9 protein-coding genes and 3 tRNA genes are annotated in these 13,934 nt (G+C 71.2%); 10 read left to right on the forward strand and 2 right to left on the reverse strand.

What is annotated here, in order from left to right; genetic code table 11:
- Positions 1–162: 162 nt before the first annotated feature.
- The 7 genes from AB0F81_RS01670 to AB0F81_RS01700 all read left to right on the forward strand — a co-directional run bounded on the left by AB0F81_RS01670 (position 163) and on the right by AB0F81_RS01700 (position 9,485).
- Complete coding sequence (locus AB0F81_RS01670; protein WP_360189242.1) at positions 163–4,884, forward strand: hypothetical protein; 4,722 nt, start codon at positions 163–165, stop codon at positions 4,882–4,884.
- Between the two features lie 193 nt (positions 4,885–5,077).
- Positions 5,078–6,193, forward strand: a complete 1,116-nt coding sequence (locus AB0F81_RS01675; RefSeq protein ID WP_360189245.1) for a winged helix DNA-binding domain-containing protein — start codon at positions 5,078–5,080, stop codon at positions 6,191–6,193.
- Between the two features lie 206 nt (positions 6,194–6,399).
- A complete protein-coding gene (gene orn / locus AB0F81_RS01680) occupies positions 6,400–6,996 on the forward strand; it encodes an oligoribonuclease (protein ID WP_360189247.1) in 597 nt (198 codons plus the stop codon).
- 74 nt (positions 6,997–7,070) lie between these two features.
- Positions 7,071–7,146: transfer RNA gene (locus AB0F81_RS01685), tRNA-His, on the forward strand.
- Positions 7,147–7,296: 150 nt separating this feature from the next.
- A complete protein-coding gene (locus AB0F81_RS01690; protein ID WP_360189249.1) occupies positions 7,297–8,205 on the forward strand; it encodes a hypothetical protein in 909 nt (302 codons plus the stop codon).
- 16 nt (positions 8,206–8,221) lie between these two features.
- A complete protein-coding gene (locus AB0F81_RS01695; RefSeq protein WP_360189252.1) occupies positions 8,222–8,734 on the forward strand; it encodes a SigE family RNA polymerase sigma factor in 513 nt (170 codons plus the stop codon).
- Positions 8,727–9,485, forward strand: coding sequence for a hypothetical protein (locus tag AB0F81_RS01700; RefSeq protein WP_360189255.1), 759 nt, complete (start codon positions 8,727–8,729; stop codon positions 9,483–9,485). Before AB0F81_RS01695 ends, AB0F81_RS01700 begins: the two co-directional genes overlap by 8 nt.
- 62 nt (positions 9,486–9,547) lie before the next feature.
- Here the strand turns inward: AB0F81_RS01700 and AB0F81_RS01705 are convergent, their stop codons facing one another.
- Entirely contained in the window at positions 9,548–10,774 is a 1,227-nt protein-coding gene (locus tag AB0F81_RS01705; protein WP_360189257.1) for an Ig-like domain-containing protein, read from the reverse strand.
- Positions 10,775–10,924: 150 nt separating this feature from the next.
- A complete protein-coding gene (locus AB0F81_RS01710; protein WP_360189260.1) occupies positions 10,925–12,181 on the reverse strand; it encodes an Ig-like domain-containing protein in 1,257 nt (418 codons plus the stop codon).
- 139 nt (positions 12,182–12,320) lie between these two features.
- On the opposite strand from AB0F81_RS01710, the gene AB0F81_RS01715 reads away from it, so the two are divergent.
- The 3 genes from AB0F81_RS01715 (at position 12,321) to AB0F81_RS01725 (ending at position 13,886) form a co-directional block, all read left to right on the forward strand.
- Positions 12,321–12,393 (forward strand) — tRNA-Lys (locus AB0F81_RS01715).
- A gap of 392 nt (positions 12,394–12,785) precedes the next feature.
- Complete coding sequence (locus AB0F81_RS01720; protein ID WP_360189263.1) at positions 12,786–13,772, forward strand: SEC-C domain-containing protein; 987 nt, start codon at positions 12,786–12,788, stop codon at positions 13,770–13,772.
- A 41-nt stretch (positions 13,773–13,813) separates the two neighbouring features.
- Positions 13,814–13,886 (forward strand) — tRNA-Lys (locus AB0F81_RS01725).
- Positions 13,887–13,934 lie beyond the last annotated feature (48 nt).

The raw sequence follows: 13,934 nt of genomic DNA on the forward strand, positions 1-13,934 counted from the left end.
CTGATGCAGCACCGGGACCCCGGTGGCGCGTTCAGCGGCCAGATGCGCCAGCTCGCGGTGCCGGGGTACGCACTCGTCGTCCCCGACATCGACCGGCTGCTGCGCGACGACGCCCCGTTCGCCCGGGTCGGCTCCACCCGGCTGCGGCTCTCCGCGGTCACCGTGGGCGGCCCCGCCTTCGTCGGCCTGGCCCCGACCCGCGACGTCGAGCGCTATCTCGCCAACGTCCCGCACACCCGGGTCGCCACCGTCGACATCGGCACCGGCGCCCTGCCGCTCACCACCGGCCGCGCCCCCGGCCGGGTGCCCCCGACCGGCCTGCCCGGCCGCCAGCCGTTCTGGACGATGAGCGGTCAGGGCCAGCTCAGCTGGACCCCCGGCGAACTCACCGGCGGCCCCTACAGCCTGGTCGTGATGAACCCGACCGCCCGCCCGATCAACCGGGTCGCGTCAGCCGTCGAACTGTGGCCGAGCTGGCTCAACTCCAGCACGTGGGGCCTGCTCACCCTCGGCACGCTGATGGTGATGATCGGCGTGATCATGCTGGCCTGGCCGAGCCGCCGGCGCGAGGTCGTCTACGTCGTCGAACCCAGCCAGGTACCCGACCTGATGCAGGCCATCGGCGCACCACTGCCGCTTTCCGGCCCTCCTTCCGGCGCCCTTCCTGGTGCCCTTCCCGGCGCCCTTTCCGGCGCTCTTTCCGGCGGCGGCCGTCAGGGCGGCGCGCACCGCCCGCGCACCCTGGCCGACTCCCGCCCGAGCCGGCCGCCGGCCCTGCCCCAGTTCTCCTGGCCGCCGAACCACACCAGCCAGCCCGAACTACCCGGCGACTTGGCCCCGGCCTTGTCCGGCTCGTCCGCGTCAGGCTCGGCCGTCTCGGGCTCGGTCGCGTCGGGCTCGGTCGCGTCGGGCTCGGTCGCGTCGGGCTCGGCCGTCTCGGGCTCGGCCGTCTCGGGCTCGGTCGCGTCGGGCTCGGCCGTCTCGGGCTCGGCCGTCTCGGGCTCGGCCCTTTCCGGCTCGGCCGTCTCTGGCTCGGCACTTTCCGGCGCGGCTGGCTCTATTCCGGCTGTAACCGGTCCCGCCGGCTCCGCGGCGGCTGTCTCCGGCGCAGCGGGCCCCGTTCCGGCTGGCTCCGGTGCTGCGGGTTCTGCTCCGGCCGCTGCTGGCAACGCCGCCGCTCTCTCCGGCACTGCCGGCAGCGCCGCGTCCCTATCCGCCGCCGGCGCCGCTCCAGCGGGCTCGGGCGCGGTCCCGGCCGCGTTCGCCACTCCCGGCTCCGCCTCGGTCGCCCTAGCCAACGCCCGGACCGGCGGCGACGTGACCTCACCCACCGCAGGCCTGATGCCGGCCGGGGCGCACACGCCGCCTCCCGGAAGACCGCTGAACCTGCTCGGTGAAACCCCCGCTCTCGCCGGCCTGCACCCGGGCCCCCTAGCGGCTCGCCGCCACGACCGGCGGCGCGCCGCGGCCCCGACCGACCTGCCCGAGTTCCACGCCACCGCGGTAGGCGCCTGGGTCGCGGCTACGGCCCCGGAGCGCGCCCGCCAGACCGAGGCCCGCGCAGCGGCCCGGCTTGCCGAGGCCGCCGCCCGCAAGTCAGCCGCAGCAGCCTCGACCGCCCCGACCCAGGCCACACCAGCCCAGGCCAAACCGGCCCAGGCCGCCTCGGGCAAGTCCGCACCGGCCCAAGCCGCTTCGGGCCAGGCGGCACCGGCCCAGGCCGTCTCGGGCAAGTCCGCACCGGCCCAGGCCGTCTCGGGTAAGTCCGCACCAGCCCAGGTCGCTGCTGGCCAGACCGCGCAGGCCAAGTCAGCGCCGGGCAAAACCAAATCGACCAAGGCACCCCGGGGGCAGACCGCGCCGGCTCAGACCGCGCCGGCTCAGACCGCGCCGGCTCAGACCGCGCCGGCTCAGACCGCGCCGGCCCAGACCGCGTCGAATGAAGCTCCGGCGGCTCAGACCGCGTCGGCTCCGGCTACACCGGACAAGATCGGCAACCGCGACGCCAAGCAGGCCGGCCCGTCGATCGCAGGCCCGCGCAAGCGGGTCGCCGACGAAGAAAGCGCCGGCGAGACTTCTGCCACTGAGCCCGACGCGCAACTCGCGAAGTCGGCAGCCGCGACGGACGGACCGGCTGCGACTGGATCCGAGGTTGAGATTGCGGCGGCCCAGGCTGAGCGGTCCGCGGATGCGCAGTCCATGGATGCGCGGTCCATGGATGCGCGGTCCACGGATGCGCAGTCCACGGATGCGCAGTCCGCGGCTCAGCCCAAGCCGGCAGCCGGTACAGGCCGCCCGGCTGCGGCCGGATCCGAGGATGACATCACGGTGGCTCGGCCCGGAGGATCCGCCGATGCGCAGTCCGCAGATCAGCCCAAGCAGGCGGCAGCCGCTGCAGACGGTTCGGCTTCGGCCGGATCTGAGGTTGAGACCTCAGCCGGCCCCGCCGAGGACTCCGTAACCGCTGATGGCCGTCCGGGCGGCTCTGGCGGCCGCCCGGTCAACCCCGGCGAAGCTGCCTCGAAGACCGGCGTGCGGCCGAGCCCGCGCCCCCAGGCCCCGGCGGTGGCTGTCTCACGAATTGCCCTGCACACCGGCCCGGCGGCGACCGACTGGACCGCGACCGGACTGACCCGGCTCGGCTCGGGCAGCGTCGCACGGCCGAAGCCGCAGCCCCAATCGCAGCCACAGCCGCAACCCCAATCGCAGCTGCGGCCGAAGCCGCAACCTCAGTCGAAGATGCAACCGCAACCGCAACCGCACCCGCAGAGCATCGCGGCGCCGCAGGCCGCAGCGGTTACGCCGGCACCGAAGACTCCCGCGCGGCAAGCGGCATCGGCCGCCCAGCCCTCGGCTGCGTCCCCCCAGCCGGGGGCCGCCCCCGAACGCTCCGCGGACCCGATCGCGAAGCCCCGGGTGTCCACCGATCAACCGGCCGCGACCACTGCTGTTGCCGATCAGAAGGCCGAAAAGGTGAACGTCTCCACCGAGACCCCGGCAGCGTCGACGGCTTCCGGCCCCAGCAAGTCCGCGGCTTCGGGCCCGAGCAAGTCGGCGGCTTCCAGCAAGCCCCCGGTGTGGCCGCCGGTTCAGGCCGTCGGCGTCAGCGAGCAGGAAGCGGACCGCTCCGCCTCGGCTGAAACGGCGAAGTCCGCACCGGCATCGAACGTGACCGCGCAGCCGGAACGCGAGTTGGCACAGCCTGCGCAGGGCGACCCGTCGAAGAAGGCCGCGCCGCAGCCCGTGAAGCCGGGACAACCGGCCAAGCAGGACGGGCCGACGGACGGATCAGCGTCACCCACGGGGAAGCCGGATTCTGACTCGGAACACACCGCCGGTGCGGAATCGGCGTCGGCGCCGCCGATGGAGAAGCCGCGGCCTGGGCAGGAGGAGAGCGAGCCGGACACCCCCGTCGCTCCCCAGCGGCCGATCGTGCCGTTCCCGTCGCGTCCCACCACGGACACAGCCGAACTCGATCGGCCGGCCGCGCAGATCGCGGTCGGGTCGGCGCGAATCGCTGACCGGCCGGGCCATGCCGGTCCGGAGCGGGCGTCGATGCACGCCATGGAGTCCGGGCGGCCGCCGGCCGGCAACCCGGCGCCAGCCCACGCTAGCCGATCCGATTCGGACGTCGCCGCGCCCACCGCCGGGGACGTCGCGCCCACCGGCGGGGACGCCGCCCTCACCGCCGGGGACGTCGCGCCCACCGGCGGGGACGCCGTGCCCACCGGCGGGGACGCTGCGGTGCCGGCACAGCCTGGTGAGCCTCAGCGCGCTTCGATGCACGCGGTGGAACTCGACGGCCCGGCACGGACGGTCCCCGGCCAGGGCAGCCAGGCCGCTGCGGAGCGTCCGGGTGGGCGGAAGTCCGGGCGTACCGGGCAGGCCGATCAACCGCTGTCCCGCGCGCAAAGCCGGACCAGCGGAAAGGTCGCGCCCGGCATGCCGCCGCGGCCGGGGGCCGCGGCCCGGCGGGTCCCTGCGGCCTGGATCAAGGCCGCCGAGTCGGTCGCCGCGCGGGCCGCTCAAGCAGCCGACGAGCCGTCAGCGAAGCTGTCGGCCGCGGCGCAGTCCCCGAAGCCGGAAACCGGCATTCCGGGTACCGGCCCCGGTGAGGCGGCCAAGCCGGCGACCGTCTCGGACGCGACGGGCCAGAGCGGCGTGGCAGCGGGCATCCCGGCTCCGGCCACACCGGCGGCGATCCGGGCAGCTCGCGGCAACGCCCCGCGCCCGAAGGCGCCGACCGCCAAGGTTCCGCCGCGCATCACGACAGACACCGGTTCGGCGACTCAGCCGACGAGGCCGGAACAGGCTACGGCCGAGCTGGGCAAGACCGGTCAGGCTGCGGCGGAACAGGCCATGCCGGCATCGACCCAGGCCGAGCGGGCCCGGCCGGTGCCGGGCGGGACCGGGCCGGCGAAGGTCGAGCAGGTCAGGCCGGGGCCGGGCGGAACCGGGCCGGCGAAGGTCGAGCAGGTCAGGCCGGTGTCGGCCGGGATCGGGCAGGCGAAGGCTGAGCAGACCAAGCCGGTGTCGGGCGGAACCGAGCAGGTCAAGGCTGAGCAGGCCAAGCCGACGCCGGGCGGAACCGAGCAGGCCAGGGCTGGTCGGGTCCGGGTCGAGCCGGCTAAGGCAGGTCAGGTCAGGGTTGAGCAGGCCAAGGCCGGCCAGGTCAAGGTTGAGCAGGTCAAGCCCACCCCGGGCCGGGTTGAGCCGGGCAAGGGGGAGCGGCCCGCACCCGACCGCCCCACCGCTCGGGTGCTCTCCTACCGGGAGGAAGCCGCCGAGCTGCTGGCCGGCAGCAACGAGCGGCGCCGCCGTCGTACCGTCGCCGGCCGACCGGCGGACCGGGACCGGCCGAAGGGCGATCCCGGCAGCGAATAATCGAGCCGCCGGCAAGCAGGCGAGCCGCCGGCAAGCAGGCGATCCGCCAGCAGGTAGTCGGCAGCAGGTGTCGGTGCCGGCAGCAAGTAGAACAGCGAGCCGGAAACGGGCCACCCGAAGCATCGGGTGGCCCGTTTTTCACCCCCAGCATTCCGGACGGAAAGTGGCCGCTATACCACCTACCGTCGTCCCCATGAGAGTCCTCACCACGCGCGAGCTCAACCGGACCTACCTGCACCGCCAACTGCTCGACCAGCGCCAACCGCGCCCCACCGCCGACGTGGTCGAGCACCTGGTCGCCCTGCAGGGCCAGGAACCAGACTCGCCCTATCTGAGCCTCTGGTCGCGCATCGCCGGCTTCCGGCACGACGACCTGACGAAGCTGCTGCACGACGGGGGAGTGGTCCGCGGCGCGATGCTGCGCGGCACCCAGCATCTGAGCACCGGTGAGGACTTTCTCTGGCTCCGCCCCACCCTGCAGCCCACCCTCGACCGGCTCGCCGGGCGCGGCGCATCGTTGGACGGCGTCGACCCGGCCAAGTTCACCGATGCCGCCCTGGAGATCCTCGCCGATGGGCCGATGACGCGGCCCGAGCTGGCCCGGCGGCTGGTGGAGCGGTTTCCCGGCCACGACCCGCAGACGCTGAAGTACGTCGTACATCTGCGGTTGTCTCTGCTGCACCCGCCGCCGTCCGGGACGTGGCGGCATCGCGGCCGCGTGCAATGTGTGCCGGCCGAGGCTTGGCTCGGGCGGCCGCTGGCCGCCGAGCCGAGCCCGGAGACGCTGGTGTTGCGCTATCTGGCGGCGTTCGGCCCGGCCTCGGTGAAGGATCTGCAGGTCTGGTCGGGCCTGACCCGCCTGGGCCCGCTGCTGGCGCAGCTGCGGCCGCAGCTGCGGGTCTTCCGCGACGAGACCGGGATTGATCTGTACGACCTACCGAACGCCCCGTTGCTGGACCCCGATGCTCCGGCCCCCGTGGTCTTCCTGCCCGAGTTCGACAATGCCGTGCTGGGCCACGACAACCGGGACCGGATCATCCATCCGGGGGACCGCCCGCTGGTGATGCCCGGCTGGTCGATCGTGCGCCCGACCGTTCTGGTCGACGGTTTCGTGGCCGCGACCTGGGCGGTGAAGGGCGCGACGCTGACCGTGGCGCCGTTCCGGCCGATTCCGGCGGCGGCGCGGGCCGCGGTCGAGGAGGAGGGTGGGCGGCTGCTGGAGTTCATCGGTTCGGCGGGCACGCCGGAGATCCGTTGGGTGGAGGGCGCGACGGTGGGTGCCGATTTTGACCGGTCGTGGCGGCCGTGACGTTGAAAGGGCCCTCCGTGCTGCCGACACGGAGGGCCCTTTACCGGGGGGAACGGAGTAACCGAAGGGGGGCTTCGTCCGTAAAGTACACTTTACCCCGCAACCGGCCAACTGGGAAGTCCCGGCTACAAAGCGGACAAACAGCGCGAAGCGGGGGCGTGACCGGCCGTACGCGCCAAACGGCGGCGCGCTGCCCGGCGTAGGCTGTGCCCGTGGCGGATCTTCTGGTGTGGATCGACTGTGAGATGACCGGTCTCGACCTGGGCAAGGACAAGCTCATCGAGGTCGCGGCGCTGGTCACCGATCCGGAACTCAACGTGCTCGGCGAGGGCGTCGACCTGGTCATCCACGCCGACGACGCGGCGCTGGACGCGATGCCGCCGGTGGTGCGCGACATGCATGCCAAGTCCGGGCTGACCGACGAGGTCCGCCGCTCGGCCATCACCATGGCCGAGGCGGAGGAGGCCGTCCTGGCCTACATCCGGGAGTTCGTGCCGAACCCGCGGACCGCGCCGCTGTGCGGCAACTCGATCGCGACCGACCGCGGCTTCCTGGCGCGGGACATGCCGGCCCTCGACGCCCACCTGCACTACCGGATGATCGACGTCTCGTCGATCAAGGAGCTGTGCCGCCGGTGGTACCCGCGGGTGTACTTCGGGCAGCCGGCCAAGGGCCTGTCGCACCGGGCGCTCGCCGACATCCGGGAGAGCATCCGCGAGCTGGAGTATTACCGGCGGACGATCTTCGTGCCGCAGCCCGGCCCGGACGTCGAGGCGGCCAAGGCCGTCGCCGCCGAGCTGTAGGTAACCCGCTCGACGGCCGCCCCGGGGCGGCGGCTATGATTGTCCGGCACCGCGGGAACGACTCCGCGGTCATGGTGGTCGTAGCTCAGTTGGTAGAGCACCGGGTTGTGGTCCCGGGTGTCGCGGGTTCAAATCCCGTCGATCACCCCACCGAAAAGGCCTCGTCTGCGGACGAGGCCTTTTTTCATGGCCCGTTCCCACCAGCCGGGAATCAAAAGAATTCTCGTGGGAGCGCGCAACCTTTTCGGCCTCCCGGGCCACAGGGGTGTGGATCAACCTTCGTCCCCCGGGAGACCCCTGATGCTCGCCAAGCGCATTGTCGTGCCGTTCGCGGTGCTGACACTCGGCGCCGCGGCCGCGGTGGCCGGCGTTCTGAACGCCGACGCCGCGGAGACCACCGCCTGTTCCGTGACGTACGCCGTGCCCAGCCAGTGGAACACCGGATTCACCGTCAACGGGGTGGCCTGCACCGGCGCCGCGCCCGCCGCCACCGGCACCGCGACTGCGACCGCGACCCGGGGTGCGGAGGACTGCGCCGACTACGCCGCCCTGGTCCGCGGCAAGTACTGGGTCAACAACAACGTCTGGGGCAAGGCCGACGGCACCGGCTCGCAGTGCGTCTGGGAGAACGGCCTCAGCGGCGACAACCTGAGCTGGGGCACCCGGTGGACCTGGTCCGGCGACAAGACCAAGGTCAAGTCGTACGCGAGCGCGGTGCTCGGCTGGCACTGGGGCTGGAAGGCCACCGGCACCGGCCTGCCGATCCAGCTCAGCGCCGGCAGGACCGTCCGGGCGAACTGGAACTTCCGGGTCACCCAGACCACCAGCAACGTCATGAACGTCGCCTACGACCTGTGGCTGCACGACATCGCCACCCCGGACTGGCAGCACAACCCGACCGACGAGGTGATGATCTGGCTCTACACCGCGGGCGGGGCCGGTCCGGTCGGCACCAGGCAGGCGACCGTCACGATCGCCGGCACCACGTGGGACCTCTACCGCGGCAACATCGGCTGGAACGTCTACTCGTTCGTGCGCCGCTCGAACACCTCCGCGGCCGACCTGAACCTGACCGACTTCACCGACGACCTGGTGGCGCGGGGCTGGCTCGCCAAGAGCAAGTACCTGTCCAGCGTCCAGGCCGGCACCGAGATCTTCACCGGCGCGGGGCAGCTCGACACCACCGCGTACTCGGTGAAGATCTCCTGACGGCCGGGAGCAGTCCTTGTCCGATGCCGAATACGCCTTCCGGCGCTTCTTCGACAACCATCACGCTGATCTGTCCCGTCTCGCCTACCTGGTGACCGGCGACTCGCAGGCCGCCGACGACCTGGCCGCCGACGCGTTCGTGGAGGTGTGGCGGCACTGGGAGCGCGTGCAGGCGGCCGACAGCCCGGTCGCGTACGCTCGCGGCATCGTGACCAACCTGGCCCGCCAGTGGATCAAACGGCAGAGCCGGGAACGGGCCGGTCTGCTGCGGCTCGGGCTGCTTCGCCGCGACCGCGGCGAGAGCGACACCCCCGCGGTCCTCGACGTGCGCGAGGCCCTACGGCGCCTTCCGCTGCGGCGTCGCGAGTGCGTCATCCTTCGGTACGCGTTCGACGTGCCGGAACGTGAGGTGGCCGCGATCCTCGGCATCTCGGTCGGTGCCGTGAAGAGCCACACCTCCCGGGGTGCCGCCCAGCTGAGCGAGTACCTGCGCGGGATGCCGCTGATGATGGGAGGCCACCATGGCTGAGCGCCCCCCGCCCGATCTGGGTGCGGCGCTGCGCCAGGAGGCCGACCGGCACGTCCCGGACCGGGCGGCGATGCTCTCCCGGATCGCCGAGCGGCGCACCGCGACGCGCAGCCGCTGGGCGTTCACCGGGCTGCGCCCGGCCGCGGCCGCTGCCTCGGTGGTGGCCACGCTGGTGGCCGGCTTCACCGGGATCAAGATGGCCACTGACCGCAGTGGCGGCACGGAGCCGCCGGCCGCCACCTCGGTGGCTCCCACCACCAGCCCCGCCAGTCCCGCCGCACCCGCGCCGAGCAAGCGCCCGTCCCGCGAGCCGGAACGGGCCGACCGCCCCAGCCGGACCCCGGCCACGTCCACGCCCCGCTGGCAGCCGTCCGACGGGTTCCTCAGCTCGGCCACCGTGGTGGACAGCCACTCGAACGAGACCTGGGCGCAGGAGAACCTGACCCTGACCACCACCGAGACGATCACGAAGCTCGACCTGGTGATCAGCGTGGCCCGTACCGCGGGGGTCGAGGACGCCGGCAAGTGGAGCTCGGTGCCGGCCGAGATGATTACCGTGACGTCGGTCGAGGAGAAGACCGCGGTGCTCTACCGCTTCACCCTGAACGAGGGCCGCACCCTGGCCCCGGGCCAGTACGTCTTCGCGGCCCAGTTCCTGCACGCGGCCGGCCGGCGCGACACCGGCGCCGACCAGTACGGCGCGATCGCCGCCGCGGGGTCCAGGAAAGCCGAGATCAGCGGGCACTGGTAGGCGTACCGAACGAAGGCGGGCCCGGTCCTTCAGGACCGGGCCCGCCTCGCGGAGGTCTCGCGCTAGTTGAGCGCGCTGCCCTTCTTGTACTCTTCCCAGCTCATGTTCCAGTCGGTCCAGCCGTTACCGTTCTTGAGCTTCTCCTCGGTCCCGGAGACCGTGATCACGTCGCCCATCATGGTGCGGTCGAAGAGCCACTTGCCCATCGCCATCGACACGTTCACGCAGCCGTGCGAGACGTTGCTGCGGCCCTGCACACCCTCGGACCACGGGGCGGCGTGGATGAACTGGCCGCTCCAGGTGATCCGCTGCGCGTAGTCGATCTCGGTGCGGTAGCCCTCCTCGGGACCCAGCTCGTCCAGGGTGTCGAAGACGGTGTGTTCCTTCTTCTCGATGACGACCATGGTGCCGCTCGACGACGGGGTCTTCGGCTTGCCCAGGCTGACCGGGATGGTCTTGATGACCTTGCCGTCCTGCTTGACCGTCATCGTCTTGGTCTTGTTCGAGACCGTCATGATCATCGAACGGCCGATCTTCATGTCGACGGTCAGGTCGGAGCGGCCGTACCACCCGTCGCCCATCTTCACGCCTTTGAGCTGCACCTTGTAGAAGACCTTGGAGCCGGACTTCCAGTAGACCTTCGGCCGGTAGTGCACCTCGGTGGGGCTGGTCCAGTGCCAGACGCCCTCCTGAGCCGGAGTGGCGGTCACGGTCATCTTGCGCTCGACGTCCGCCCGGTACTTCTCCGGGATCGCCCGGCCGAACCGGATGATCAGCGGCATGCCGACGCCGACGGTCTGCCCGTCGCCGAGGAAGCTCGACACCCGCACCAGGTTCGCCGGCTTCTTCATCACCGTGAACGAGCTGGTGGTGGTGTTGTTCTTGCCCTCGGCCTCGGGCGTCGTGACGGTCACCGAGTACTTCTTGCCCCACTCCAGGGACTCGGCCGGGCGCCAGACGTTCTCGTCCTTGTCGAGGGTGCCCTTGACCTCTTCGCCCTTGGCGTCGGTCACCTGGACGGTCGTGTTCTCCGGGTCCTCGCTGTTGTACTTCACCTCGGACCAGGCTTCGACGTCGGTCGCGTCAGTCGCGGGAGAGGTCACCGCGACCGTGCTCAGCGTCGGCTCCGGCGACGGGGACTCGGACGCGGCGGCGTTACCGCCGCCACCCTGCCAGGATGGCGAATCGTCGCCGCCGCTGCACGCGGCGGTCAGCAGAAGGGTGCCCGCCAACAGCGTGACCACGGCCGCGCGCCATCGGCGGCGAGCGGCACGGCGACTTCCATCCATCTCCATGGTCCCCTCACGGCGTCGTACTTCCGGCGCCCAATAGTGCTCCAAAAAAGCCTGTTGACCAATCCCGGATTTGTGCCGCGATGAGTCTCGCCCCATCGATGTACCCCGCAGGAGCTGTCGAACCACCCCGCAGTGACCCGATCGTCACTTCAGGTCGGCGGGCACCTCCAGAGCGCTACCCGCGGCGAACTCTTTCCAGCTCACGTTCCACGGGGTCCAGCCGTTGCCGTAGTCGAGCTTGTCCTCGGTCCCCTTCACCGTGACCGGGTCGCCGATCAGCGTGCGGTCGAACAGCCACCGTGCGTTGCCCGGCGCCACATTGACACATCCATGCGAGACGTTGCGGCGACCTTGATCACCTGTCGACCACGGGGCCGAGTGAATGTACTGACCGCTCCAGGTCAGTCGCTGCGCGTACTGAATCTGGGTGCGGTAGCCCTCGTCGCCGTCGGTGTCCGTGGTGTCGAAGACGGTGTCCGCCTTCTTCTCCATGATCACCATGTGCCCGCTCGACGACGGCGTGCTCTTCTTGCCGAGGCTCACCGGCATCGTCTTGATCGCCTTGCCGTCCTGCAGCACCGTCATCTTCTTGCTGGCGTTGTCGACCTTCATCTCGAACTTACGGCCGATCTTGGCGGTCGCTGAGCGGTCCTGGTCGCCGTAGATGTTGTCGCCGGTGGGCAGGCCGCCGACCGCGATGCGCACCTTCAGCGTGGTGCCCGGCTGCCAGTAGTCCGGCGCACGGTAGTAGGCCTGGGTGCCGGAGGCGGTCCACGACCAGGTGCCCGGCTGCGACGGGGTGGTCTCGACGAACATCCGCTTCTGCACCGCGGCGCGGTCCGCCTTCTTGATGCCCGGGTTGAACTCGACCACCACCGGCATGGCCACGCCGTACGTCTTGTCGTCGAACAGGTAGAGACCCGTGCCGGTGCGGCGCGGCGGCGGGCCCATCGTCGTGAACGAGGTGGTGGCGGTCGTCGTGCCGCCGCTCTTCCCGGTGGCGACGACCGTCGCGGAGTAGCTCTGCTTGGTCTTCAGCGGCTTGCTCGGCACCCAGGCCGAACCGTCCTCGCGCATCTCGCCGGCGACGGCCTTGCCCTTGGCGTCGGTCAGGGTGACCGAGGTCACCTCGCCGTCCTTCACCGCGAGCCCGATCTCGGAGCTGACCGGAACGTTCTTCTTCCCGGTGGCAGGGGTGATCGTCACCGCCACCGGGTCGGCGGCCGTGGTGCTCTCGGTCACCGGCGCACCGGAGGTGCCGGGAGCTGCGCTGCTGGTGGCGGCCGGATCGGCCTTGGCGGGATCGGCGAAGGTCGGCTTCGCGTCGTCGCCGCAGGCGGCAAGGGGGGTGATCAGGGCGAAAGCCAAGATCGCCGCCAGGGAGCGGCGGAGGTCAACCATCGTCGGGCCCCGTTCTGGAGTTCTCAGCGCAGACATACTGACTCATGGACGCAAGTTGCGGGTCCCCCTTTGAGGTGGGAAGTAGCCGATTTCAAGGATCTCCGCAGGCCGTGCTAACGTTCATCTCGTTGCACGGCGAGCGTCGCTAGCTCAACTGGCAGAGCAGCGGACTCTTAATCCGCGGGTTGTAGGTTCGAGTCCTACGCGACGCACTCCCCAAGCACCAGCCCCGGCCCGATGGCGCGGGGCTTCTTTCTTTCTACCGCTCCTCGACGAAGCGGCAGCAGCGTCACCGCCTCCGATAGTTTCGCTGTTTCTTGGCGCGGCTCGGGGTTTGAATCGATCCATCAGAGCTGATGACGGCTCAGGCCACCGAGTATCGAAACTTTCGGAAATTTATCGGTATCAAACCGTTGACGTGGGGCAGGGTGCTCTCAACAATGAGAAGTGACGGTCGTCGATAAAACCCCAGTGCGGCGGCAGAAGGGCCAGGCCCTCGCTGACGTGCACCGCGACCTGACACCGTTCCCCGAAATGCGCCGCGGGCGTGGGCCTCCCCACGCCCGCGGCGCCTTTTCCGCGGGTCACCGAGGTAGGGTGGCGCGTGTCACCGAACGAACTGCTCACCAGTGACGATCTGGACGCTATCGGGCATGAGGCGTTCACTGCCGACGATCCGCTGGCCTCGGTGGCGGAGCTGGTCGCCGCCGTCGACGGCGAGCGCCTGGCCGATCCGAGAGACGCGGGTTACGCGCTGACCCTGGCCGCCGAGATCACCGAACGGCAGGGGGAATTGGCCGCCGCGCTGGCCCTCGTCGACCGGGCGGTCGGGATCTACCGGGTCGAGGATTCGGGGTTCGCCCGCGCGTACCGGGGAGATCTGCTGGCCCGGCTGGGCCGTGAGGAAGACGCGCTGGCGGAGTTCGCCGCGCTGCGGCCGCGTCTGGTGCGCGAGCCGGACGCCGCGGCGTACCTGTCCGAGGCGATGGAGGAGTGCGGCTTCGCCGCGATCGCCGAGCAGTGGCTGACCGCGGCGCTGGCCGTGGTGGAGGAGCGGACCGGCGCCGGGCCGGACGAGGTGAATCTGAGGCTGCTGTACAGCCTGAGCCAGTCCCGCCGCCGGATCCGGCGCGAACTCGAGCTGCCCGCGGACGAGCGTGACGAGATGGCCGACCGGATGCGCGAGGCGCGGTACGGCACCGCCGCCGGCCTGCCCGGCGACGACGACCGGGGCCTGCTGTTCTGGCCCCGGGCCGAGTTCGAGCGGGTGCTGCTGCGCTGGCCGGCGCTGGCGAGCGTCTACGGGCAGACCTGGGACGAGCACCGCGCGCTGCTGGAGCGGGCGCTGACCGTCGGCGGTGGTTCGGTGTTCCCCGGCTCGGCCCACGCGCTGACGGCGTTCGCGGCCCGGCAGGGCGGCGACCCGACCGCCCCGGAGATCCGGCGGGGCTATGAGGATCAGCAGGGCATGGTGGCGCTACCGGTGGCCTGGCCGCCCGGCCGTAACGGACCGTGCTGGTGCGGTTCCGGCGGCAAGTACAAGAAGTGCTGCCTGCCCCGCTCCCGGGTGGCGATCCCCGGGTCCCGCTGAGCGGCCCCGAGCCGATGTGCTAACGTTCTGCCTCGTTGCAGGCGCTGCTAGCTCAACTGGCAGAGCAGCGGACTCTTAATCCGCGGGTTGTAGGTTCGAGTCCTACGCGGCGCACAACAACGAGCAGGCCTCGCCTTTTCCGGGCGGGGCCTGCTCGCTTTC

The sequence above is a fragment of the Actinoplanes sp. NPDC024001 genome (assembly GCF_040638955.1).
In the GTDB taxonomy this organism is placed as follows: domain Bacteria; phylum Actinomycetota; class Actinomycetes; order Mycobacteriales; family Micromonosporaceae; genus Actinoplanes.

Bases quoted from the DNA above. Each gene is read 5' to 3' on its own strand.
- AB0F81_RS01675 (WP_360189245.1), top strand. From the start codon at position 5,078: ATGAGAGTCCTCACCACGCGCGAGCTCAACCGGACCTACCTGCACCGC.
- AB0F81_RS01690 (WP_360189249.1), top strand. From the start codon at position 7,297: ATGCTCGCCAAGCGCATTGTCGTGCCGTTCGCGGTGCTGACACTCGGC.
- AB0F81_RS01700 (WP_360189255.1), top strand. From the start codon at position 8,727: ATGGCTGAGCGCCCCCCGCCCGATCTGGGTGCGGCGCTGCGCCAGGAG.
- AB0F81_RS01705 (WP_360189257.1), bottom strand. From the start codon at position 10,774: ATGGATGGAAGTCGCCGTGCCGCTCGCCGCCGATGGCGCGCGGCCGTG.
- AB0F81_RS01710 (WP_360189260.1), bottom strand. From the start codon at position 12,181: ATGGTTGACCTCCGCCGCTCCCTGGCGGCGATCTTGGCTTTCGCCCTG.